This window comes from Olleya sp. KJ81-1 (assembly GCF_055808135.1).
Genome location: NZ_CM147854.1, coordinates 1,545,351 through 1,571,038, shown reverse-complemented (window position 1 = coordinate 1,571,038; position 25,688 = coordinate 1,545,351). Strand labels below are relative to the sequence as shown.

Annotated in this window: 17 protein-coding genes; 4 read left to right on the top strand and 13 right to left on the bottom strand. The window is 32.2% G+C overall.

Translation table 11 applies throughout. The annotated features are described in order from the left end of the window. Positions 1-27: 27 nt before the first annotated feature. Positions 28-2,031 (bottom strand): excinuclease ABC subunit UvrB, encoded by a 2,004-nt coding sequence (uvrB, locus tag AC0L3M_RS07520; RefSeq protein ID WP_145002435.1) that lies wholly within the window; start codon positions 2,029-2,031, stop codon positions 28-30. Positions 2,032-2,204: 173 nt separating this feature from the next. On the opposite strand from uvrB, the gene AC0L3M_RS07515 reads away from it, so the two are divergent. After that, positions 2,205-2,561 carry a hypothetical protein gene (locus AC0L3M_RS07515; protein WP_473432390.1) on the top strand — a complete coding sequence of 119 codons (357 nt, stop codon included), beginning with the start codon at positions 2,205-2,207 and terminating at the stop codon, positions 2,559-2,561. 34 nt (positions 2,562-2,595) lie between these two features. Here the strand turns inward: AC0L3M_RS07515 and AC0L3M_RS07510 are convergent, their stop codons facing one another. The 7 genes from AC0L3M_RS07510 to AC0L3M_RS07480 all read right to left on the bottom strand — a co-directional run bounded on the left by AC0L3M_RS07510 (position 2,596) and on the right by AC0L3M_RS07480 (position 19,340). Then, positions 2,596-4,926 carry a choice-of-anchor L domain-containing protein gene (locus tag AC0L3M_RS07510; RefSeq protein ID WP_473432389.1) on the bottom strand — a complete coding sequence of 777 codons (2,331 nt, stop codon included), beginning with the start codon at positions 4,924-4,926 and terminating at the stop codon, positions 2,596-2,598. Positions 4,927-4,985: 59 nt separating this feature from the next. Then, positions 4,986-9,803, bottom strand: a complete 4,818-nt coding sequence (locus AC0L3M_RS07505) for a choice-of-anchor L domain-containing protein (protein ID WP_473432388.1) — start codon at positions 9,801-9,803, stop codon at positions 4,986-4,988. Positions 9,804-9,927: 124 nt separating this feature from the next. Further along, positions 9,928-11,766 carry a T9SS type B sorting domain-containing protein gene (locus AC0L3M_RS07500; protein ID WP_473432387.1) on the bottom strand — a complete coding sequence of 613 codons (1,839 nt, stop codon included), beginning with the start codon at positions 11,764-11,766 and terminating at the stop codon, positions 9,928-9,930. A 33-nt stretch (positions 11,767-11,799) separates the two neighbouring features. Beyond that, positions 11,800-14,160 (bottom strand): T9SS type B sorting domain-containing protein, encoded by a 2,361-nt coding sequence (locus AC0L3M_RS07495; RefSeq protein ID WP_473432386.1) that lies wholly within the window; start codon positions 14,158-14,160, stop codon positions 11,800-11,802. Positions 14,161-14,163: 3 nt separating this feature from the next. After that, positions 14,164-17,505, bottom strand: coding sequence for a T9SS type B sorting domain-containing protein (locus AC0L3M_RS07490; RefSeq protein WP_473432385.1), 3,342 nt, complete (start codon positions 17,503-17,505; stop codon positions 14,164-14,166). 82 nt (positions 17,506-17,587) lie between these two features. After that, entirely contained in the window at positions 17,588-18,412 is an 825-nt protein-coding gene (locus tag AC0L3M_RS07485) for an ABC transporter permease (protein WP_292949665.1), read from the bottom strand. Positions 18,413-18,431: 19 nt separating this feature from the next. Further along, positions 18,432-19,340 carry an ABC transporter ATP-binding protein gene (locus AC0L3M_RS07480; RefSeq protein WP_292949662.1) on the bottom strand — a complete coding sequence of 303 codons (909 nt, stop codon included), beginning with the start codon at positions 19,338-19,340 and terminating at the stop codon, positions 18,432-18,434. A 98-nt stretch (positions 19,341-19,438) separates the two neighbouring features. Between AC0L3M_RS07480 and AC0L3M_RS07475 the strand changes: the two genes are divergently transcribed. After that, on the top strand, positions 19,439-20,497 hold the full coding sequence (locus AC0L3M_RS07475; RefSeq protein ID WP_473432384.1) for a hypothetical protein: 1,059 nt from the start codon (positions 19,439-19,441) through the stop codon (positions 20,495-20,497). Here the strand turns inward: AC0L3M_RS07475 and AC0L3M_RS07470 are convergent. The 5 genes from AC0L3M_RS07470 to AC0L3M_RS07450 are packed head-to-tail and all read right to left on the bottom strand — an operon-like array spanning position 20,494 to position 24,525. Beyond that, entirely contained in the window at positions 20,494-21,012 is a 519-nt protein-coding gene (locus AC0L3M_RS07470) for an IS1096 element passenger TnpR family protein (RefSeq protein WP_145002413.1), read from the bottom strand. The genes AC0L3M_RS07475 and AC0L3M_RS07470 overlap by 4 nt on opposite strands. Positions 21,013-21,051: 39 nt before the next feature. Then, positions 21,052-22,068, bottom strand: coding sequence for a COX15/CtaA family protein (locus tag AC0L3M_RS07465; RefSeq protein ID WP_292949653.1), 1,017 nt, complete (start codon positions 22,066-22,068; stop codon positions 21,052-21,054). A 15-nt stretch (positions 22,069-22,083) separates the two neighbouring features. After that, the gene (locus AC0L3M_RS07460; protein WP_473432383.1) at positions 22,084-22,536 is read right to left on the bottom strand and encodes a GNAT family N-acetyltransferase; all 453 of its coding nucleotides are present in this window, start codon (positions 22,534-22,536) and stop codon (positions 22,084-22,086) included. 5 nt (positions 22,537-22,541) lie between these two features. After that, positions 22,542-23,957, bottom strand: coding sequence for a CCA tRNA nucleotidyltransferase (locus AC0L3M_RS07455; protein ID WP_473432486.1), 1,416 nt, complete (start codon positions 23,955-23,957; stop codon positions 22,542-22,544). A 7-nt stretch (positions 23,958-23,964) separates the two neighbouring features. Next, positions 23,965-24,525 (bottom strand): L-threonylcarbamoyladenylate synthase, encoded by a 561-nt coding sequence (locus AC0L3M_RS07450; protein ID WP_473432382.1) that lies wholly within the window; start codon positions 24,523-24,525, stop codon positions 23,965-23,967. A 43-nt stretch (positions 24,526-24,568) separates the two neighbouring features. On the opposite strand from AC0L3M_RS07450, the gene AC0L3M_RS07445 reads away from it, so the two are divergent. After that, entirely contained in the window at positions 24,569-25,282 is a 714-nt protein-coding gene (locus tag AC0L3M_RS07445; protein WP_473432381.1) for a polysaccharide pyruvyl transferase family protein, read from the top strand. After that, a complete protein-coding gene (locus tag AC0L3M_RS07440; protein WP_473432380.1) occupies positions 25,261-25,449 on the top strand; it encodes a hypothetical protein in 189 nt (62 codons plus the stop codon). The genes AC0L3M_RS07445 and AC0L3M_RS07440 overlap by 22 nt, the downstream gene beginning before the upstream one ends. Positions 25,450-25,688 lie beyond the last annotated feature (239 nt).

Sequence of the window (25,688 nt, the reverse complement as noted above, 5' to 3'; positions counted from 1 at the left end):
TACTTTTTTTAAAACGATTAAATATAACTACGCTTTCAACTCTTCAAGTTTACCTTGAAACATTTTAATTTCGTCACGTAATTTAGCAGCAATAATAAAGTCTAATTGCTTGGCAGCTTCCTCCATCATTTTACGTTTTTCTCTAATTTTCTTTTCTAAATCACCTTTACTTAAATATTCGCTTTCAGGCTCTGCAGCACGTGCAGCTTCCAACTCATAACTATAAGTACTAACAGAGTTTTGTGTTAAAGCACTATCTAAACTTTTATTTAATGCCATAGGCACTAATTTATTTTTTGTATTGTAGGCTATTTGTTTTTCACGTCTATATTCGGTTTCGTCAATAGTTTTTTGCATACTGTTGGTTATTTTGTCAGCATACATAATTGCTTTTCCGTTAAGGTTACGCGCAGCACGACCAACGGTTTGTGTTAATGATCTTGCAGATCTTAAAAAACCTTCCTTATCAGCATCTAAAATAGCCACTAACGAGACTTCTGGTAAATCTAAACCTTCACGTAGTAGGTTTACACCAACCAAAACATCATAAATACCTTTACGCAAATCTTGCATGATTTGGACACGCTCTAAAGTATCCACATCACTATGTATGTAGTTCACTCTAATATTGATTCGGCTTAAATATTTGGTCAATTCTTCAGCCATACGTTTAGTTAATGTGGTAACCAAAGTACGCTCGTCCTGTTCAATGCGCTGTTGTATTTCTTCAATTAAATCATCTATTTGATTTAAGCTTGGCCTAACTTCAATTATCGGATCTAATAGACCAGTTGGACGTATCACTTGCTCTACATAAAGTCCATCTGTTTTTTGTAGCTCGTAATCTGCTGGAGTAGCACTTACATAAATTACTTGATTTTGCAAGGCTTCAAACTCTTCAAATTTTAAAGGTCTGTTGTCCATTGCAGCAGGTAATCTAAAACCGTAATCGACTAAGTTTTCTTTTCTGCTTCGGTCACCACCATACATAGCGTGTACTTGTGACACAGTCACGTGACTTTCGTCAACGACCATCAAATAATCATCCGGAAAATAATCTAATAAACAGAAAGGACGTGTACCAGGCTCACGACCATCAAGGTAACGTGAGTAGTTTTCAATTCCAGAACAATAACCCAATTCGCGTATCATTTCTAAATCAAACTCGGTACGTTCTTTTAATCGTTTTGCTTCTAGGTGTTTTCCTATTTCTTTAAAGTAATCGTATTGTTTAACTAAATCGTCTTGTATAGATTTTATAGCATTTTGTAACACGTCAGGAGAGGTTACAAACATATTTGCAGGATAGATTGTTAGTCTATCGTATTTTTCAACTATTTCGTTTGTTTGAATATTAAAGGATTCAATTTCTTCAATTTCATCTCCAAAAAAGTGAATTCTGAATGCATCATCTGCATAACTTGGAAAAATATCCACTGTATCTCCTTTTATTCTGAAATTTCCATGTTTAAAATCAGCTTCCGTACGTGAATATAAGCTCTGTACTAATTGATGCAATAATTTGGTACGTGAAATTTGTTGGTCAACTTCAATGGAAATAACATTTTTTTGAAACTCGACTGGATTTCCAATACCATATAGACAAGATACTGATGCTATAACGATGACATCACGACGACCTGACAATAGGGAAGAGGTTGTGCTTAATCGCATTTTCTCTATCTCTTCGTTAATAGATAAATCTTTTTCTATGTACACACCAGAAGTTGGTATATAAGCTTCAGGTTGGTAATAATCATAATAAGACACAAAATACTCGACAGCATTATCAGGAAAAAACTGTTTAAACTCAGAGTATAACTGTGCAGCTAATGTTTTGTTATGTGCTAAAACTAATGTTGGTTTTTGTGTTTCTTCAATAACATTGGCAACAGTAAATGTTTTACCAGAACCTGTAACACCAAGTAACGTTTGGTATTTATCTTGTCCATTTAATCCACCAACCAATTGTTTGATTGCTTGAGGTTGATCTCCTGTGGGTTTAAACTCTGATTTGATTTTGAATTTCATAATGTAAAATTACAGAATATTAAGCAGATATTTATTTAAAGGAAGGTTAAGGTTTATAGCCAAAAACTGCTAAGATTATAAAAAATATAATTTTTTATAAAAAACTACACATTTTAACTTTAATTAACTGGTAATTAGTATATTAAAATAGTTTTAATGCTAGGTTTCATTTCATGAAAAAAATTATAGGCATCATATTAATTGTTGTAAGTACCCTTTTTACTTTTGTAGGTCTTGTAAATTTGCTTGATAGTAAACCAAGTGAAGCTCCAATTTGGGCTGAATTAATAACATTATTTATTCTTATTGGTATTGGATATTTGGGTATTAAGCTATTTAAAAGCAAGAATAATTTTAGAGTCAATCGACCGGATTGGGGAGAATTCGGTTTTCTTAATTTGATTTTGGCAGTTGTGTTTATTATTGTTGGTATTATAGCTTTAAATGAAGGCGTAGTGTCAATGCAAATAGCTGGATTTATAGGAGCTGCTAAATTTTTATTTTCATTTGTTAGAGGTTTTTTTCGATAAAAGTAATTTTACTTTATTATCTAGATAATTAGCACTAACGAATTAAACTAAAATGACCTCTGATTTTTTGACCATTAGATCTAGAAACTAAATACCAGTAATCATTACTAGGTAATAATTGGCCATTTAAAGTACCATCCCAACCTGAGGATTGTGGATTTAAAAGATGAATTAACTTACCATAACGATCAAATATTTTAATATCTAAATCTGTATTAAAAGTATCATTAATACCTATTGGTTTCCAGTATTGATTGTAATTATCTCCATTTGGAGTAAAAAATTGTGGAAAGCCTAAGATAGCAATGGTTTGCTCTGACATTCCGCAGCCATCAATTTCTCTAACATAAACTGTGTGTATGCCTGGAGACACATTTGAAAACGAATTAAAGGATTGATATGTCCCATTGTCTAAAGCATATTCAAAATCTCCTGTATTGGATAGCGTAACCGTCACTGTATTGTTGGTTGTTAATTCTGTATAAGCTACATTTTCAATAATAGGTGCTTCAATTGAAGTAACTGTTATGTCTCTGGTGTTTGAGCAACCGTTGGTGCCTGTAATAATAACAGTATAAACTCCTATTTGGTTTGCTTCAATAAAAGAGGTGTTTACTCCTGTATCTACTCCGTTTAATAACCATTGGTAGTAATAGTTATTTGGTAAGTCGTTTAATACTCCTCCATTTAAGGTTATGGTTTCAGGAAAATTATTTAAACAATATTCAAAGCTTTCGTTTTCCGAAATTTCTGGTGTGAAAAGTACATTTAAGTTAACGTCTGTTACAGCATAACAATCCGATCCATTAGTGGTTACTTGTGCATAAATGGTTTGAAAATCTGGAATTGTAGATTGGAAGTTTGTTGGCAACGGATTGTTTTCCGCGAAAGCGTCCTCTTGCGTTAAATAATAATTTACAGTAGCTTCTGCTGGAACTAAAGGTGCAATTTGCGTGCTTACTTGGCTTAAATCAAAAGTGGTTAATCCATCAATTATGGCATCGTCACAAGCGTCTAAATTATAAGTAGGTAAATTATTATTTGAAATTTGTAACGTTATCTGACTTATAGCTGTACAACTGGATAAATTATTTATGACTAAAGCGTAAACCACTTGATTGATGGTAGTATTTTGAAAACTATCAGGCGTTGTTATGGCATTTATTTGTTGTTCTGCATCTGTTAGCGAATTATAAAAACCAATGATAGATAAATCTGGATTACCAACAGTAATGGTTTGATCTGTATCAAATAAATTATAAGTTGTTATGCCATCTTGTTCTAAATCGCATTGGGTTAAGGTTGTGCTTATGGTTGTAGGTGCAGGAAACTGCTCGATCACAATTTCGCCATAAGATATGCAACCATTAGATAAGGTTACCTCTACGTTGTAAGTTCCAGTATCTGCTACTGTTAGGATAGGATTAACTTCTGTAAGAAGCTCTGTGCCATCTTTAAACCATTTGTAAATTATGGCTCCAGTTTGTGTGGCATCTAGGTCTATGCTTTGGTTTTCGCATAGTGCGTTGTTTGTAGACTCAAGTAAGTTTGGACCTAAATCTGTAGTTAATTCAAAACTTCCAGCTTCTAAAAATACAGCAGAATCATATCTGTAGTTTTGTTCATCTGCGATTACCAATTTAACTTCGTAAGTGGTATTAGGTACAGTGTTAGCTACTGCAGACAGGACTTTGGTTTGACCATTAAAGTTAATTGGTGCAGTATTATCATTCCAGCTTCCAAAGTAAAATTCGTTTTCTTCTTGACAACCACCAGGTATTTCTGGATGAACAGTTGTCACTTTTACAGGAACTTGAGTGCCAGGAACAAGTGCAATGTTTTGGTAGTCTGTTGTGCCTATTTCACGAATTAAAAATCCAAATAGGTCAGAATATTGACATGTATTGGCGTTGTTTTCTTGATATTCTTCTGAAGCAAAAATATAATTAAAGCTAATTTGTGTAGCCTCAGAGGTAAACTGAAACTCTAATATGGTTGCATTTAAAGTATTAGTTTCGTCTAGTGCAATCTCCAAATCTTGGTCACCATCCCAACCAGAAGCATCATCATCACTTAAAGAATCGTTAGGACCATCTACATTACTTAAACGACCTGTACTTAAAACAATTCCGCTTTGAAAAGGAAATGTTGTACCTGTGGCGTCAAAATATCCATAACTTTGGTCTGATCCTCCAAAATTACCACCAACAACATTAGTTACTTGTACATTTGTAATACAACTACTATCAATTAAGATATCCTCTACAAGTTGCTGAGGTGTATAGGTTTGAACATCTGTAACTACGTTTTGAGCAGATGAAAAACTTACAATTAAAAATAGAATAATAAAGAGTCTTTTTTGCATGCCTTTTTAATGGTTTGCAAAGGTAAAAAAACAATTTTTGTTAAATGAAATTTGAAATGTTAAAGCTTAAGTGTAAAATGTCCTTTTTTCTGAAACGCTATAGCGCCTTTTTTTATGTCTGCAACGTACCAATAATCACTTGCAGGCATTAAGTTACCATTATATCTACCATCCCATCCAAGAGAAGCATGTGTTAATGTTTTAAGTAATTTACCATAACGATCGTAAATATTAACCACAGTACCTTTAAGTTGGTTTACACCAGTAATATGCCAATAATCAAAATAGCCATCACCATTAGGTGTAACAAATTTTGGTACATCTATTATAACTACCTCTTTGGTTGTTGAGTTACATCCATTTAAATCTATTACAGTTATTGTATGTGGACCAATTGGTACGTTACCAAAAATGTTAGAGTCTTGAGGGTCTAAGTCGTCAAGCTGATATAAATAATCACCAATACCAGAAACGGTTACTGTAATATTATTTGGGTCTGAAAAATCTACTGTTTCGGTAAAGTCAATAGTTGCAGCTTCTGACTCTGAAACGGTAAAAGTCGCTGTAGAAGTACAGCCAAATTGTGATGTAACGGTTACTGAGTATGTTCCAATTTCTGTAATTTCAATATAACTTAAACTACTACTTGTAGACCAACTATAACTGTCTGTTGGGATATTAGTTTCGGCAGTTACTATTAATGGTAAGTTTTCTAAACATAACACTTGGTCTTCAATGTCTACTTCTGGTTTTCTGCTAACAATAGTCGCAAAGCTAGTGGTATTAAAACATCCAGTAGCGTTGTTTTCTATTCTTACATAATATAATGTGTTGTTTTCGGAGTCTACAAGTAAATCTGTTAATGCATTTGTATTATTAATAGCATCGTTTTGTGTTGTAAAATAAGATACACTAAAGTCACTTGGACTTTGTCCAGCTAATGCAAAAGGTGTTTGTTGACTTAAATCAAAGATGGAGAATGTGTCAAAATCATCATCGCAATTTTGTAAATCTAACAATGTACCTAAATTAGGTGTTGGGTTTACTGCCAAAACAAAAGGTTGAATAGTAAAACAAGTACTGCCTGTGTAATTAGCACGAGCAAATACAGTATTATTTGCCACACTATAAACGTAATTTGTGTTTAATGGATTTTGTTCTGCTTGAGCATCTGCTTGAGTAGCATAAAAAGTAATTTGAATGTCTAATGATGTGTCAATCAATGCATTTAGTGCATTGTTTAAATTATATGTAAAAGTAGCATCTTCGCAAATATCTAAAACCACGTTTGGAGTAATAGTAGGAGGCACGTCTACAATTAAATCTAAAGGTATTTGTGCATAGCAATTGGACACAGTATTAGATATTTTAATAAACACAGTCTGTGGATTTGATGTGTTGGTAAAATTAGAAGGATCACTAATTTGATTTGTTCCAAGCTCTAGATCTGAAACAGATGTAAAATATTCAATTACAATATTGTCTTGTCTAATAGATAAAACCTCTACTTCCGATTGTGTTAAATCAAAACTAGTAAAGCCATCTAAATCATCATCACATTGTTGCAATGCACTAGCTACATTAGTTTGTGGTACAGCAATAACGTTAAACTCAAAACTAGTAATACCTTTACAGTAAGTACCATTATCTACAGTAACAAAAATTTGCTGTGGATTAACGGTTGTTGTAAAGTTATTAGGTAAAGGATTAGATTGTGTTTCGGCATCAGCCATATTAAGGTGGTAAGTGATGCTTAAAGTTTCAGGAGAACCTGCACTGATTTGTGTTGAAATTTCTGAAAGATTAAAGGTTTCAAAACCATCATTACTAACATCGTCACAAACAAATACATCTGTAGGATTGTTGTAGATTGGGTTAGAGCCCACTTCTATTTGAAAAGATGAGGTACCATAACAATCTGTATTGGTATAATTTTGAACACGAACATATATGGTTTGAGGGTTTGATGTGTTTTCAAAAACGGTTGTTTTGTCTATAGCATTGCTATTGCTATCTGCATCAGCTTGCGATAAAAAATAAAGAACTTCCTTACCAATTTGTCCATTTAATATTTCTGTGTCTTTATCAATAAAAATAAATTCTCCAATTTGATTACCATCAGTCTCACAATTAATTAATGTTGTTATTGGATTAAAAACGGGTAATGTATTTACATAAATAGTGATAACCTCAATAGAAAAACAACCAGTAATACTGTTTTCTATTCTTGCAAAAACCATTTGCGTATTAGCGTTATAGTTTTGGTAATCTGCTATGGCATCTGTATTACTTTGAGCATTGACTTGAGAGTTATGAAATGTGATTGTTCTGTCTGATGTGTCAGCTACCATTTGATTAATAGTAGTTGATAAATCAATTATAGAAAAACCATCTTGATCGTCATCACAAACCAATATGTTGTCAGGAGTTGTTGTGGTTGGAGCAGGTAATACATTAATTGTTAGGCTTGATGTAGCACTGCAGCCATTCTCGTTTTGTACACGTACATAAACCGTTAATGGATTAACTGTATTGTAATAAAACGCAGGTAAAGGGTTGGAGTTAGATTGACTGTCTGCTTGAGTTTCAAAATAAGAAACCGTTCCACCTGCAATATCTGTTGCAACGTAATCATCAAACGTATGTAAATCGATACTAGTAAAACCATCGTCATCTGTGTCACAATAATCTTGAGAGGTTAGTGTTTGAATATCAAAACCATCGTTGATTATTAATTGTATAGTTGCGTTGTGTGTACATGTTAAGCTATTTAATACAATGTATAATGTTTTTGGCGACGCATTTACGACATATTGTACATTTTGATTAATTGGGTTTATGTTAGCCAATTGGTCTGCTTCAGTTTCGTAAAAGTCAATAGTAACATCTTCTAATCCATTAATTATGGCTTCAGCTACTTGTAATAAATCAAAATCTACAATACCATCGTTTGAAGCATCATCACATTCAAAATAATCTGTTATTTCTGTACCTGTTTCTAATAAAAAAGTGTGAATCTCTAATGGTACAACAGATGCGCAACCAGTTGTATTATCTTCTACTCTTATATATACTGTTTGTTCGAAGTCATTAGTATTAGAAAAGTTGGTCGGATTTGCAATTGGATTAGAGCCACTGTTGGCATCGTCCAAAGTCTCGTGATATGTTACAGTAACATTGGTTAAGCCTTGTAAAACCTCATCAATATTTTGAGTTAAATCAAAAGTATCGTATCCATCTCCATCAGATTCGCAAGCGTCTAGCATTTGTGTATCTGGATTTATTGCAGGATTAATATTAACTTGTATGTCTAAAGTAGTGGTTGTATTGCATCCAGTTGTGATATCTACAATACTTACATATAATGTCTCATTGCTTGTAGTAGGAGCGTATGGCGAAGCTATTGGATTTAATCCACTTTCGGCATCAGCCAAATTATAGTGGTAATTAACATTATAATTACTGTTACCATTTGAAATTTCGTCATCCTTATCTGTAAGAGTTACATAAGCACCTCCTGTGGAACACACAGTTAAAGGTGTAGGATTGGTTATGTTTAAGTACGGATTAATTATTAAGTTAAATGTCCCAATATATACACATCCAGAAACGTCATCTTGAACGCGGTAAAATACAGATTGTGTTGATGTTGTACTTAAATAATTTACTATTGCATTTGTGTTATTTTCTGCTTCGGTTTGATTAAGATGAAACGTTGTAGTATACGATGCGCTTGGTAAAGCTGCTTCAGCTTCCGTTATTTTAGTTGATAAATCAAAGTTTTCTTCTCCATCATTAGACGCATCGTCGCATACAATTATGTCTGTTAATGTATCTGCAAGTTGTATGCTATTAAGTGTAACGTTTACTGAATCTTCAAACGTGCAAAAATCAGCATTTAAAGGTACAGTAATTTCTACTGTATAATTACCGTCAGTATTTACTAATAATGTACTTCCGGTCTCTCCTGTGATAACAGTGTCATTAAATAACCAAGTGTAAGTTGCTAAAGGATTGTCTGTATTAGCATCCAAAGTTACTGTAGCATCACATGTTGTTATATCATCTCCAAGATTTACACTATCTGTAAAACTATTTCCTTCTATAAAAACAGCTGTATCAAAGTTTCGGTCTGTTTGATCTGCTATAATTAATTTTATATTGTATTGTACATTAGGTAATATGCTTGCAGAAGCAGTTAAAACAGTTGTACGACCATTAAAATTTGTATCTCCAATGTTATAACCTTCAAAATAGGCATTGTTTTCTGCAGGACAAAAACCTACGATTTCGTCATGAATTGTATTTGTATTTACAGCAGTAGACGTTCCAGGAACTACTGCAATGTTTTGATAAGGATTACCACTTCCTGCCTCGCGAATTAAAAAAGCAAAACCATCCGAGTATAAACAAGGATATTCAGCAAAATACTCTTCTGAAGCTAGAATGTAATTAAACTGAACATTGCTTGATGTAGAAATAAAATCGAATTGTATAGACGTTGCGTTTAAGGTATTGTCTATGCCTAAAGCAGCTTCTAAATCAGGATCTGTACCCCAAGCAACAGTCCCTTCATTTAAAGGGTTAGTATTTTGTGTGTTTCCTGCTGAAGTAGCGCTACCTGTGGATAGCATTATTCCGTTTTCAAAAGGAAAACCTGAACTTGCATTTTCAAAATAACCAAAACTAGAAAATCCATTAACATTTCCGTTAATGGTAGATGTAATATTTGTTACTTCAACACAACCTTGTACTAAATTATTTTCTACAAGTTGCTGGGCTGTAAATGAGTCGTCTACTGTAATTTGTTGTGCATGAGTAGACAGGCAAAACAAGATAAATGTAGCAATGATTGGGGTTTGTAGGTTAAGTTTCATTGACAATAAGGGAATTTAAATCACGACAAATAACATATTTCATCGTTGTACTGTGCAATAATACATCAATTATCGATTAAACGCAATAATTATCGATTAAAAGTTTAAATTAATTGTTTGTTCCTTAATAGTTTACGTAAACCCAACCTGTTTTTGTTTTATATTTTGGGTCATTTAAATGAAGTACATAAAAATAGGTGCCTACAGGTACTATTTTACCTTGGTTATTTAGACCTTGGTTTATTTGACCATGCCACTTTAAATTATCATCACCTTTAAATATTAAAGTGCCATAACGATTGTAGATTAATAATTCATGATTTTCAAAAATGGTATATAAACCTTGTATATTAAAATGGTCGTTATTAGTATCTTGGTTTGGAGAAAAGCCTTGAGGAATATATGGAGGACAATGTTCTGTAAATAATTCAAATTTAAATATGTCAAAACAAATATCAGTCATAGCTGTAATATATATGGTTTGAGGTGTGTTGTTTGAAAAATAATTACTGGGATTTATTATATTGGTATTACTAGAAATAGCTTCTAAGGTTTCAAAAAATGAAAAATCCTGATAAATGGTTGTGTCTATTTGGTTTAATGTCTTAGTTAAATCGTAATGCGATTTATTATAACCTTCATCACATGCTAATAATGGATTTAATTGTATGGTTTGCGGTAAAGGTATTAGCTGTATTACTTCAAAGGTATCATTGTTAACTTCATTAGTTTCTGTTACAATACCATTATAGGTGCCATCATTATCCACTGTAATTTCTAAAATAAAGTTATCAGGAATAGTATCTGGAACCTGGAAACTGATTTGATTGGTTTCCTCTCCACCAATTAATATTGTATTGATGGTTTGATTTTGTGCTACCAGAATACCATCTATAAAAAAAGCAATAGGTGTATTTGCAGGCAAACTGTCTGTACTATTATAATTAAATACAGAGTAGTTTACAGTTAATATTCTATCACTGCAAGTAACCTGGTAATTATTTAATTGGATAGTAGCGTCTGGCAATTGACTATTTAAAACTGTAATAATATTATTGATTATTATTAAATCGGCTCTAAAAGTTCCAACAGAATCTAAACCTCCTGTTGTTAAGTTAATTGTAACCTCTGTGTCTCCTATAGCGATGTTGTTTTCTATATTGTAAACATCTAAATCTGCATTATAAAAATCAGTAGCATTAGTAAAAGTATTGGTACCATTAAATGCATTGTTTGCTAAATTAAGAGGAGGATTGGATAATACATTACCATTAATAGATAGGGATTCGCCATAGTTTAAGGCATTATCACCTTCCCAAGCTAAAAAACCAATTTTGGCATTGTCATTATCAAGGACATTTACATTTTCTAAAACGATAGTTTTGTTTTGTACGTCTCCATTAATAATTTCTAATCCTAAAAATAGATTTACTTGATTTAAAGGAAGTGTACTGTCTTCAAAAATAACATAAAGACTCCATCCTGCATAATTGGTCCTATTATTACAATATCCAGCAGTTGAGGTTAGTACTTCCGAAATATCTAAATCTGCAAATAAGTAGTCACCATTACCATGTGTAATTACCAAATTGGTAACATCTGCATAGCTAGCAAAGTAAGTAAGCAACCCATCAGATCCAGCATTATAAGTAACATTATATGTGTCTTCTGCAATTATTGTTTGGCTATTTAATGAGACTTCAGTATCTCCTGGTCCAGAGCCTGACCAAAACAAATAAGCAGATATTATGTTACTGTCCATAGGCAAGTTGAGACTTGCTTGAGACGAAGGTAAAATACTACAAAAGGATTGCGATAAATTATTTTCGGCTTGATTTAAAGTGTTTCCAATTGCTATATAATCATAACGACCATTAAACTGCTGAAACAGCGTTATATCTTGCGCAATGGTAAATTGCGTTGATAGGGTTAATAGTATTAAAGCAATAATTGTACGATACATCTAATAGCGTTTCATGCTTAAATGTACGAATAACTAGCGTTTTAATGTAAAATGATTTTTATAAATTAAACCATTACTTAAGGTTACTACAAACCAATAATCGTTAGTTGGCATTGGATAGCCATTAAAACTGCCATCCCAACCAATGCTAGAAGGTTTAAATTGATTTAACAATTTGCCATATCTATCAAAAATTTGAACTAGTGCGTTTTTTTTAGAATTGTCACTTAAACCTTCGACTTGCCAATAATCATTTTTACCATCATTATTTGGTGTAAAATAATCTGGAAATTTTATTAACCAAATTGGTGCTTCGGCAACACCACAAAGGTTTTTATCTCTAATATAAACTATGTGGTTACCAGCAGTTGTGTTTTCAAAAATGTTATCGTTTTGATAAGGACCATTGATGTTATCCAAAGCATATTCATAATCACCCAAACCTGAAACAATAACCGTTATTGTTGTGTTATTTGTAATAATTTCTTCTATATAAGGAATACTTGAAGCTGTAACTGTTACCAATCGGTCTGCATAACAGCCTTCAGGATTAGTTGATGTTATGCTGCTTAAAAGTGTGATTCTTACAATATATTCACCAGGTTGAAATGCATCAATTTGTGGTGTGGTTTCTAAACTTGATAACCACAAAAATGAATATTGATTATGTGGTAAATCTAAATATCCGACATCAATAGTAATAAAATCTGAGACTGAATTTTTACACAAAAAAACATCTTCATCAGCTATAATTGGAGCAGAAACTGTTACTAAATCTAACGTACTTATAGAAAAACAATCACTAAACGTTCCATTTGATAGTGTTACGTAGATTGTTTGGTTAGTACTTGTTGCGTCGTAATTACTAAAATTTAATATATTATTTTCTCTCTGTTGCGCATCTTCTAAAGTTTCAAAATATGCAATATTATAATCTGGACTCAAGTAAGATGATGGTATTGCATTTTGTAGATTAAATAGATTGTCCGTTTCGCAGCTATATAATGGGTCTAAAGTTAAAACAGGTGGTTTATCAGTAATGGTTAAGGATCTGTAAAGGGTTTGGTTTTGACCATCTACAACAAAATTTATAGTAATATTAAAGGTACCATAACTTGAAAAAACATGTGTTGGATTTAGTAATGTTGAGGTGTTGTTAACGCCAGAAGCAGGATCTCCAAAATCCCATTGTATGGCGTCTATGCTTGTACTAAACTCGGTATAAAACTCTGTGACATCACCAAAACATGTATTATTAAATATGTTTGTAGCGTAAAAATAAGATTGAATAAAAGGTGGTAATCCCAATTGACATATCTTGTCATTTAAATTTACAAATCCTGACAATACATTACAATCCACACCAATAATATTAGGATCTGTAATTACAGCCATAGACGTTCGGTCAAACTCAGCAACATAAATTTTTCCATCCAACGCTTGTTGTAAGGCACCAAAAGACCCAGTTCTTTGTCCAACGATAATATCAGATGCTATTATGCTTGACGCAGAATTTAAGCCTAAATTGTATTGATGGATAAAGGAAAGGTTTGTATCATAATTTAACTCGCTAACATAAAGTAATTGGCTATCTGGTGAAAACTCGCAACCATAAAATCCTGGATTATTTGTACTTAAATTAGGAATATAAACAGGATTTGTCAGTTGTCCAGTTAGCGCATTAAAATCAAATACTTCTACTTGACTAACATAACTTACAACCGAAGCTACTTTTTCTCTATTAGGAGAGGCTTTTAAATATCCTATGGTTTGATTAATATCTCCTCCATAATATGTTCCAATACCAGATACAACAGGTGTTGTTGAGACACCTAAATCTGAAACCAGATAACTAACAAACTCGTTACTTTCCCATCTGTGGCTAATAACCCAAATGTCTTCACCATTAGACGCTTCTACAGCTGTAAGTTTTTCTGTAATAGGCGATTCTAGTAAGATGTTTTTATTAGTTGTTACTGCACCTAAACCACCAGATAAAGACAAATCAACTTCAGAAAACCTTAAGCCATTAGATCCAGCTCTATCGTCGACCGTAAAAATATAATAGATGGTGTCACTATTAGGTTTGGGGATAATTATAGCAGACTGTGTGCTAGAGTCATTACCTAGCAAATCCAATCCATTAGTCATTATGTCATGGTTTTTGTTCCATACGGTTGATCCATCAGTGTAGATAATCAAGTTTCCGCTATTGTCAGACATACTAGCACAACCTTCGGTAGTATTTAACTGAGAAGCACCTAAAGGTAAAGGATATCCAGAATTAAAATTAAGGCCAGCATTTTCTCCAAATGTCCAGTTTGCTGTTTCATTTTGTGAAAAACAAATAGTAATACAGAGCATTACGGTTGTATATAATATTTGTTTGTTCATATTTTATCTTTTTAAAGTAAAATGACTTTTATAAAGTCTACCATCTTGTAATTTTACTGTAAACCAATAATCATTTGTTGGGACAGGCAGTCCGTTAAACGTACCATCCCATCCTTTACTTGTAGGTGTAAACTCTGTTAACAATTGACCATATCTATTAAAAATTTGAATTAACGAGTTTGGTTGAAACTGAGACGACACACCATATACTTGCCAATAATCATTTTTTCCATCGTTATTTGGTGTAAAAAACAACGGAAATCCAACTACAGAAAATAATTGATTTACAGTACCGCAATTGTTTTTTGTATCCTTGACATTTACGGTATAAATACCTGGTTTTACGTTATTAAAGATATTACTTTCTTGATAACCAGATGATAAATTTTCTGCGTTTATTATTTCATAAAGGTAATTACCTTCTCCTGACGCTAAAATTGTTATAATATTATTGTTTAAAGTGCCATCAATTACTTCAATATTATCAATAGTAGCTATGTTAGATGCTTCTACAATAATAGTTTTAGTTTTAGAACAGCCATCAGCTGTAGTAGCAGTTACAGTATAAGTTCCAATTGTATTTATGTCTATTGTAGCAGTTGTTTCGCCAGTAGACCAATCATAATAATAGTTATTATTTGTTGGTGTTGATGCACTTAATTGTATTGTTTCAGGAAATTCATTTAAACAATATAAGATGGTTTGATCATCGGATAGTTGAGGTAATGGTTTAACTGTCAAAAATACTTGGTTTATACCGTAACAGGCATTATTGTTTTCTGCTCTAGCATAAATTGTTTGATTATAAGGCGTCGTGTTATTGTATGTAGATGGTAATGCATTTGTTTCTAATAATGCATCATCATAGGTTTCGTAAAAATTTATGGTTATTCCAGTAGGTAGAAGCGTTAGCATGTCTGCCGAAAAATCATTCAAATTAAAGGTGTTTATACCATCTTCAGATCCTAATTCGTCACACACTATTGGTGGATTATAATCCGAAATTTGTGTTACGCTAACTTCTAAAACAACTTCAGAAATTGCTTTGCAACTTGAAGTAGTATTAGTGACAACAGCATAAATTGTTTGCGGATTGGAAGCATTATTATAGGCTTCAGCATTTAAAGGATTAGTTTCTGTTTCCGCGTTGGTCATACTGCTATAAAAAGTGGTACTTGTATTAGTTGCGTTATTTGTAATATCAGGAATGGCTTGATTTAAGTTGAAAGTTGTAAAACCATCCGGAACACCATCCTCATCACATTGAAACAAGATTTGGTTATTAGCTTCTGGTACAGGGTTTATATTAATAACAAAACTTGACGTAGCATAACAGTCGGTATTACTACTGTTTTCTAGTCTAACATATATTGTTTCATTAAAAGGCGTTGTGTTATAATAATTTGTTGGTAATGGATTAGTATTATCATCTGCATCTAACTGCGTGTTATGATAAGAAATATCATAAACAGCAGGACTTAAGGAGTTGTAAACTTGAGCATTATAAGTGGATAAATCTACAGTTGATTGTCCATTTGAGTCATCTCCATCAGTGATATCATCGCAAACAGCCAAATCTACTAGTGTAGCTATGGTAGGCGTATTATAGACTTCTAAATTAAAACTAGTTGTGTCAAAACAATTAGGGTTATTAATATTGTAAACCCTAGCAAAAATGGTTTCAATAGGATTAGAGTTAGTGTATGGACTATCTAATTGGTTTTCGTCTAAATCTGCATCCATTTGAGATAAATAATAGTGCACACTATACTGCATTGGATCTTGACCATTTAATATACTGGCATCCTGTAATTGCAAATCAAATGTTGAGGTTGCGTCATTATTATCGTCGCAAATAATTAAGTCGCTTGGTTGTGTTGCTACAGGTATATCGTAATAACTTACTATGGCTTGACCTTCTTTAATCTCGCAGTCACTAGTGCTTGGATCTATGACGACTTCATAATTACCTGCTTCATCAATAAATAACTCATATGGTATAGTTGGAGTTGGGATAGCGACTTCATCTTTAGTCCAAGTATAAATTGCTCCTGGAATAGCTTCGGCAACTAAAGTATACGTATCTCCAGTACATAAAGGTAATATGACGGTGTTTTGGTCATCTGTTGGAATTATGTCTATTTTTTCTGAAAAGTAAGAGGTTATAAAAGGAGGAAGTCCTTGTCTAGAGGATCGACCCATTAAATCAATTACAGCATGTTGATAGTCTGCTGATTGACCAAGATTGTTAGGGTTGTTAATAACGCTTAAAAACGGAGTCCCTTGGTTGTATGTCGCACTTAATGATCGGTAAATTCTACCATTTGGTCCAAGTTGTAAAGCGCTTCTGTACATTACTCTTTGGTCTAATACTTCTTCTGTTGCACTAATATTAGTGGCAGTTAAATCATATTGTAATAAAGCACCATATTGTGCACTTGGATTATCAAAATTAGAACCACTAGTTTCGTAATAAGTGGTGACGTATAATATTTGATTGTTGGGAGAAAACTCGACACCATAAGGGTTTTGTGGTTTTCCGCTAGGCGAAATATTAGTTGCTATAGTAATTGAGTTACTAATAATACCAGTTGCAGGATCAAAGTCCAGTAAGCGTAGTCCATCACTAATATTAGCCATAGCAATTTTTGTTCCGTCAGGAGAAAATTTTAAATACCCTCGTCTTTGGTTTACAGTATATGGTAATGTGGAAATTACAGGTGTGGTATTAATGCCTGTTGCGCTGACTTCAAAAGCATAAAAGGTGTTATTGTTAGTATCTGTCGCACCTGAATTTGATAAAGCATCATTACTACCAAAAGCTACAACCCAAATATTTTGTGATTCGCAATCTCTTAAAACAGCACTTAGTTTTTCGCTAGCTTTATATAATAAAAATTGATTTTTAGTAGTAACATCACCAAAGCCACTATTTAGTGAAATATCAACAATGGAGTAATTAAACCCATTGTCAGGAGTCCCTTCAAAAGTAGTGTCTTGGGTAAAAATATAGTAAATATTTGGGTCACCAGGTTTAGGGACTATTATAGCAGATTGTGTACTGGATTGATTACCAAATAAACCAGTTCCATTAGGCATAATATTATGCTGTCTGTCATATACATTTTCTCCGTTTGTATAAAATAATAAATTACCTGTACTATCAGATATACTTGTACAACCTTCCTCAGTAGATAATTGTCCATCTGTTAAAGCACTAACTTCATTGGTTGAAGTGTCAAATGTAATACCTGCATTGTTTCCAAAATACCAGTTGGCAGCTTCGTTTTGAGCAGATAACGTACATGCACATAGTACAGCAAAAATTAATAATATCTTTTTCATTTCTTTTTTCTAGCTAATGCTAGTAAAGATATTATAATTTTATCTTAAATATAAATGTCTGATGTTAAAAAGGTTTTATCAATTATAGGTCTCTTTTTTGCAATAGTTTATATGAGCAGTAAATAAAAATTGTAGTCCAAACCGCAACAATACCTATCTCTTGCCAATGTACTGCAAAGTCATAGACTAGATCTACTTTTTCTGGAGACTTCATGGCTACAATACGTCTAAAAGGTTCGTCAATTAATTTCCACATGGATTTTAATGGAAAGTAGTTGTGTATTTTAGTTGCTATATCATCATCATAGTTTTTTAATATAATACCATATATTATCCATTCTACAATAAATAGTATAAACAAGAAGGCTAGTGCAAAAGCAGATCTTTTTATTAACACTGCAGCAAAAAGACACAAGCTAAAAAATCCAATTAGTTTGACAAAATAGGCTAGTAAAAAAATACTTTCGCTAAACATATAGTACGCTTCACTATCGCTATTATAATACAATCCAATTGCTAAGGTTAGTATACCAACAAGCAGTGTGGATATTAATGAAAAAAATAGCAGTGCGTAAAACTTAGACAGGATAAATTCTTTTTTACTTAAACCATCAATTAAATTTTGTTTTATGGTTTTGTTACTATATTCATTACCTATCATGCTTACTACAACTATAGCAAAAAACAGCTTAAATAGTGCAGCAAAAAATGTGGTGATATGCCAGATATACGGAAAATCAAAAATTCCAACGCTACCTAAATCTATGGTAAAAAGCCCAAAGAAATTAATTTTGAACGAGGATAGTAATATGATAAAAAAGGGTAATATAAATGAAAAGAAAATTAAGATTTTGCTAATCCTATTTTCTAAAAGTTTTTGTAATTCTATTTGTAAAAGTCGTAACATGATTGGTTGTTTTGATTGATTAGTTTTGGTCCTCTAAATTGTCAGTAAGTTGAAGAAATTGTTCTTCTAAACTTTCTTTTCTAAGTACTAAGTGTGACAAGGCTATTCCGTTATCAATTAATTCTTTATTAAAAGCCGATGCTGACATTGGTGCATCTAAAAAGGCAGTAATTAGATCATCTGTTACTTTGGTGTTTTTTATATTTGGATGGCTATTTAAATAGGTTACAAGGTGTTCTGGATTATCACATTTTAGTTCAAAAAAGCCTTCGCTAGATATCATTTGGTCTACAGGTCCTTCGTATAATTTATGACCTTTTCTAAGTACAACTACATGAGAGCAAACTTTTTCTACTTCATCTAATAAATGTGATGCTAATAATATGGTTGTGCCTTGACTTGCAATATCTTTTATAATGGCTCTAATTTGATGTATTCCTTGAGGGTCTAATCCGTTTGTGGGTTCATCTAAAATTAAAATTTCAGGATCGTTTAATAGGGCAGATGCTATAGCTAGACGCTGTTTCATCCCTAACGAGAAGGTTTTAAACTTACTCTCTTTTCTGTCCAAAAGACCAACTAATTCTAGTTTCTCGTCAATTTTGTCTTCACTAATTTCTTTAATCTTACAAACTAATTTTAAGTTTTTGTAAGCAGACATGTATGGATAAAAGTTAGGACGCTCAATAATAGCACCTACTTTTTTTAAAGCATTATGCGTGGATGTTTGTCCGTCAAACCAACTAAAGCTTCCGCTGGTTTTATTTACAACATTTAGGGTAATGCCTAAAGTAGTTGATTTACCACTACCATTAGGTCCTAAAATGCCATAGACATTTCCTTTTTTAATGGTAAAGGATAAATTGTTTACAGCGGTTAAATTGCCATATTTTTTAGTTAGATTACTAATGGTTAAAATTGTTTCCAAGAGGTGTGGTTTTTTGATTGGTTTAAAAGTAAGACGATTGATTGGTAAAAATGTTACAATTTAAAAATTAGTTATAAATTTGAATGACAGAAAAACTTATGAAGGATTTAAAAATTTCGAAGAAAAAACCATCCTACCCAATTAATGATAAATTGAGTAGTTATTTGTCTGATTATAACCGAAACTCTAAAATTACAATACTGTATGATGACCTTTTGCGTTTTCAAGGTTCTGTAACCGTTTATGATAAAGATGATAAAGATACGTTGTGGATACGTGTTTACTTTAGTGAATTTGATAGAGTAGAAATTGATTTAAGCCTGAAAAAAGTATACAGTAGACTACATTCTGATGGTAACGAAACCAGTAATGCCTTTTTAAATATTGATGCTATTGATTATTGTACTTTTGGAAATTCTAAACCTTTTAGAATAAAAATCCGAAATGTTTTAAATGACAACTACACCTATTTTTATGTCAAAAAAGCAGATGCTTCTCGTATCTATGGTCTAGAATTAGAGCATATGTTATCTCCATATCAATTAAATTTTATGGTACATGGTAATACTTTAATCGAAGAGCATATTGCAGGAATCCCTGGAGATGTATTTATTGAAACGATGTTGGATGACTGTTCTGAATCTGAAAAATCCCAGATAGCAAAAGAGTTTGTTAAGTTTAACGAGCGTTGTATGATCAGGCTACTTGGTGATATGCGCTCTTACAATTACGTAGTTGTGCCAACCCATGACTTTGATCATGTGGTGTTTAAAATTAGAGCCATTGATTTTGACCAACAATGTTATGAAGGTAAGTTTAAGGTATACAGACCTCAGTTTTTTAAAGAAAATCTGCGCTTGGTAGAGTTGGTCGTTAGTAAGTTTAAAAAGGAGTCTATCGATCAATATAAAATTGAAGAACGCAGTATCGTGGCTAAGCGTATGATTAGTTATAACAATCGTTTGGAGCGATTGCTAGATTGTATGACACATGATGTTATATCTAATGAAGAAAACATAGCGCTATTAAAAACCAAAATCCATGAATATACCATGGATTTAGAGTTTAAAAAAAGTGAAAATATGGGTGGGATTTTAAGAAATGCTCTGGAGTTTGTAAAACGTAACTATGAAGACGTTAATACAAAAGATTTTTAATTCCAGTTTTCTTCAAAGTCCAAATTATCGTAATCATCGATGTTAAAATCGTCATCAAATTCATCATAATCATCATCATTGCTTTCTGCTTCAAATATTTTGTCAGGAGCTTCAGTAGGCACTTGACCTTGCACATACATTAGGTTTGGATAATCAACACCTTCTGCAACTTCAACAATTTCAGCTAATTCAACAAAAAAGGTCCACATATTCATAAAGTCATAGACGTAAATCAATTTAGTTTGTGCTTCATGGACAGTGTCAGATAGGTTAGTTTCATTCATTAATCTAACATCATTTATTCCGTCACTCATGTCAAAAAGGCTAATTTCCTCACCTTGATTCCATTCGTCGTCACTTAAGTAAAACGAAGCGACTTCATTACCATCAAAGCCAAAACATTGCGTAATTACATTATGTAGGTCTTCTAAAGTATCGCTTTCGCGAATTTCAAAATCTCTAAAAATATCTTCTTCTGTATCGTTGTCTAGTATTACTCTAAATCTGTAAATCATAATAATAAAATAAGGGTGTAAAGATACTGCTTTTAGGTGTTATTTACTAAAGCGATGTAACGTAAATGTCATTGCGCTAAGTAATAAAAAGGCACCTACTTGATGTGCAACACCTAACCAAACCGGAACTTGTAATATTAAAGTAAAAACACCTAATATAAATTGAAAAAATACTAGGTACAATAATAGGTTTAAGGCTTTGCGTTGGTAGTTGGTTTCGATATGTTTTTTTCCTTTAAAATAAATTAGTAAAATAAACACAACAACAATATAAGCTAAAGTCCTATGTACAAATTGCACGCCACTTTTACCTTCTGTTAAGTTAGCAAATAAACTATCACGCTCAATATATACGCTTTCATGGATAAATTTTCCTTCGCTCATCATTGGCCAATGGTTGTGTACCCAACCTGCATCTAATCCAGCAACAAAAGCACCATAAATAATTTGTATTAAAAGGACTAACATCCCAAGTTTTACTAACCTGTTAAATCCTGTATTTACAATTTTATTAAACGGAAACATTAAGTCTAATGCAACCCAAAAAGTAGCCGAAAAGGTTATAAATGCTGTGGTTAAGTGCATAGCTAATCTATAATGGCTAACATCAGGTCTATCCACTAAGCCACTTTTAACCATGTACCATCCTAAAAAACCTTGTAATGCACCTAAGCACATTAAACCAATGGATTTTTTAATGGTAGGTTTGGTAAGTTGCTTGGTAATTAAAAAGTATAAAAACGGTAAGAAAAACACTAAACCAATAAAACGTCCAATAACACGATGGATCCATTCCCAAAAATAAATATCCTTAAACTCCTCTATGGTAAAGTGTGTATTTAATTTTTGATATTCAGGATATTGTTTGTATAAATCAAAAGCCTCCTGCCATTCAACATCATTCATTGGCGGAATGGTACCTGAAATAAGTTTGTAATTTGAAATGGATAATCCAGAATGCGTTAGTCGTGTAATACCACCAACAATAACCATAATAAAAATTAATACACATCCTGTTAACAACCAATAGATGACTTTTTTGTTATCTTTTTTCATTGCCTTTTTCTTTTTTTACAATTCTTTTTTAAAACATAAGCTTTCGCTTACACCTTGATATTGTCCGTAATTTTCGGTGATTTGATAATTACATTTTTTGTATAAATTAATCGCTTCAATTTGTCTAATTCCTGTTTCTAAAATACTAAATGTAAAACCTGATGTTTTAGCCCATTGCTCTAATGCTTGCAGTATTTGTGATGCAACTCCTTGTCCTCTGGCTGCTTCTGTGGTAAACATGCGTTTTATTTCGACTGTATTTTTACTAAATTTTTTAAAGGTACCACAGCCAATAGCAGTGTTGTCTTTATAAGCAATTATAACGTTGTTAATGTTTTGCAATCCATTATATTGGTTGTAAAACGCGTGATCATCACCATCTGTGATTTTTAAAAAATCGTCTAATTGTTTGACAAGACTTTTAAAGTCGTTATTATCAGAATTGGTTTTACGTAATTCTAACATCATCCAAATTAATTAACGGTTAGTCCTAGTTGTTTTCCTTTTTCCAACATTAGATTAAAAGCTGCTTCATGTTGGTTAGGAATATCACCTTCCAGAATTGCTTCTTTAATGGCTTCTTTAATTATACCAATTTCTTTTGAAGGCTTTAAATTAAATGTCTTCATGATTTCCTCACCTGAAACAGGCGGTTGAAAGTTTCGGACATGATCCTTTTCTTCAACTTCAATAATTTTTTCTCTAACAATCTTAAAATTGTTATGATATTTTTGAAAGCGTTTAGGATTTTTTGTGGTGATATCAGCCTCGCAAAGTGTCATTAAATCATCTACAAAATCTCCTGCATCAAAGACTAAACGTCTTACTGCCGAGTCTGTTACTATATCTTGCGCTAAGACTATAGGTCTGGAACTCATAAATACCATTTTTTGGACAAATTTCATTTTGTCATTTAGTGGCATTTTTAAACGTTTAAATAAATGGTATACCATTTTTGAACCTTCAAACTCATGACCATGAAAAGTCCAACCTACTTTTTTGCTAAAGCGTTTGGTTGGTGCTTTACCAATGTCGTGTAGTAATGCTGCCCAACGTAGCCAAACGTCATCTGTGTTTTTAGCAATGTTGTCAACCACTTCTAACGAGTGGTAAAAGTTGTCTTTATGGGTTTGACCTTCGACCTCGTCTATACCTTTTAGATTGGTAAGTTCTGGTAAAATGTGATATAACAGTTTTGTTTTTTCTAGAAGTAAAAATCCTTTAGATGGGACAGGACTTTCTAATATTTTATTAAGTTCTACAATTATACGCTCTTTGGTAATTATATCAAGGCGTTTATTGTTTCTTGTAATTGCATTTAAAGATTCGTCTTCAATTATAAAATCTAATTGGGTTGCAAATCTAATGGCACGCATCATACGTAATGGATCGTCACTGTAGGTAATGTCAGGATTTAGAGGTGTTTTTATAATCTTGTTTTCTAAATCTTGTATGCCATTAAAAGGGTCCAATAAATCTCCAAAGTTAGTTTGTGACAAACTTAAAGCTAAAGCATTTATTGTAAAATCACGACGATTTTGGTCGTCCTGTAACGTTCCGTTTTCTACGACAGGATTACGACTATCCTCATTGTAGGATTCTTTTCTAGCACCAACAAACTCTATTTCGACATCCTTGTAGCGCAACATAGCTGTGCCATAAGTTTTAAAAACTTGCACTTTAGGCTTGTTAGGTAATAGTTGTGCAACAGCTCTGGCTAATTCAATTCCGCTACCAACTGCAACAATATCAATATCTTTTGCATTTCCTCTTTGTAACAGGTAGTCTCTAACAAAACCACCAATAACATAGCTGTCTAAATTTAAGTTTTTAGAGGCTTCAGAAATAATTTTGAATATCGGATTTTGTAAGGCGTCTTTATAATTCATTGTAAATTTACTCACGAATAATTTTCACCTCTCCTTTATTAGATAATTTGATAATGGTAGAGGGTTTTGCGTTTTTATTTTCGCTTTGCAAATTTACGACATAATCCACACCTTTTAAAATAGCATCGCTAATTTCTTCAAAGGATTTTGGTGTTGGTTGGCCTGATATATTTGCTGAGGTAGAAACTAATGGTCTTCCTAAATATTTTATTACTTTTTCACAAAATTTGTGTTTAACAATACGTATGGCTAAGGTGTTATCTTCTGCTATTAAGTTTTCTGCAACTCCTGCTGGAGCATCATAAATAACTGTAGTTGGTTGGTCAGCAATATCCAAAATAGTATACGCCATATTTGGGACATTGTCAACATGTCTTTCTAGCATACTATAGTTATTAACTAAACAGATTAGTGCTTTACTGTCTTGGCGTTGTTTTAGTTTGTAAATTTTTTGTACTGCGTGAGCATTAGTTGCATCACAACCAATACCCCAAACAGTATCAGTTGGATATAATATAATGCCACCTTGTTTTAAGATGGTAACAACTTTTTCTATTTCTGAAGACATATTAGCACTCATTTTTATTATATATTTGAATAAACAAAAATAGATGAATTTAATTTATTATAAATCAGAGAAAGGTAATTTTGGAGATGATTTAAATGTTTGGCTTTGGCCAAAAGTATTTAAACAAGATTTGTTTCATGATAATAATGATGTTGCATTTTTTGGTATTGGTTCCATTTTAATTGAAAACTCTGATTTTATAAATAAAGCAGAAACATATAATAAAAAGGTCATTTTTGGGACAGGAGTAAGGTCTATTAATGAGGCTTTTGATTTTGATAATTCGTGGGATGTTAGGTTTGTTCGTGGACCTTATAGTTCCGTTAAACTTACAGGGAAAGCAGATAATTATATAGCTGATGGCGCATACTTTTTAGCGTTGTTACCCGAATATTCAAATTATTTAAAATTACCTAAAAAACATGATATAGGTTTTGTGCCTTATTTTAAGTCTATAGATAAGGTAAATTGGCAGAAAATATGTGACGCATTGGGTTGGAAGTTAATACTACCTACAAATGGTGATGTGGAACAATTTATGAAAGAAATTTCAAGTTGTAATTCCATTATTAGCGAAGCCATGCATGGTTGTATTCTGGCAGATGCACTAAGAGTCCCTTGGAAAAGACTTCGTTTTAATGCTCATTTATTTGAAGGAGAAAAGGTCTCTGAATTTAAATGGAATGATTGGTTATTGTCAATAGGGATTAAAAAAATGTTTTTATTGAAGCACCAATGCCCAAACGACAAAAATTAAATAAGATTTTTAAATCGGCTTATAAAAAAGAAACGGAAAATTATTTATTAAATAAATTAAAATTACATGATGTAGTAGATTTTAACTTGTCGTCTGAAAAAACAATGGAAGACATGAAGATTAAAATGGAAAAAGAAGTGGATAATTTTATAAATGAATACTTGTAGTAAATGCTTAAAAAGCTTAAAAATCAGTTTAAATTATTTCTATTGAAAAAGAAACTCAAGAAAAATAAAGTTTTTTTAATGAAAATGATTTTAAATTCTCCGATAAAAACGTACTAATTATAGATGAAATTATTCCTGAATTTAATAAAGATTCTGGGTCAAGACGCTTAACTGAAATTATAAAACTATTACTAAAAAATAAAGTATCAGTATTTTTAGTAGCAGATTTAAAACAATAT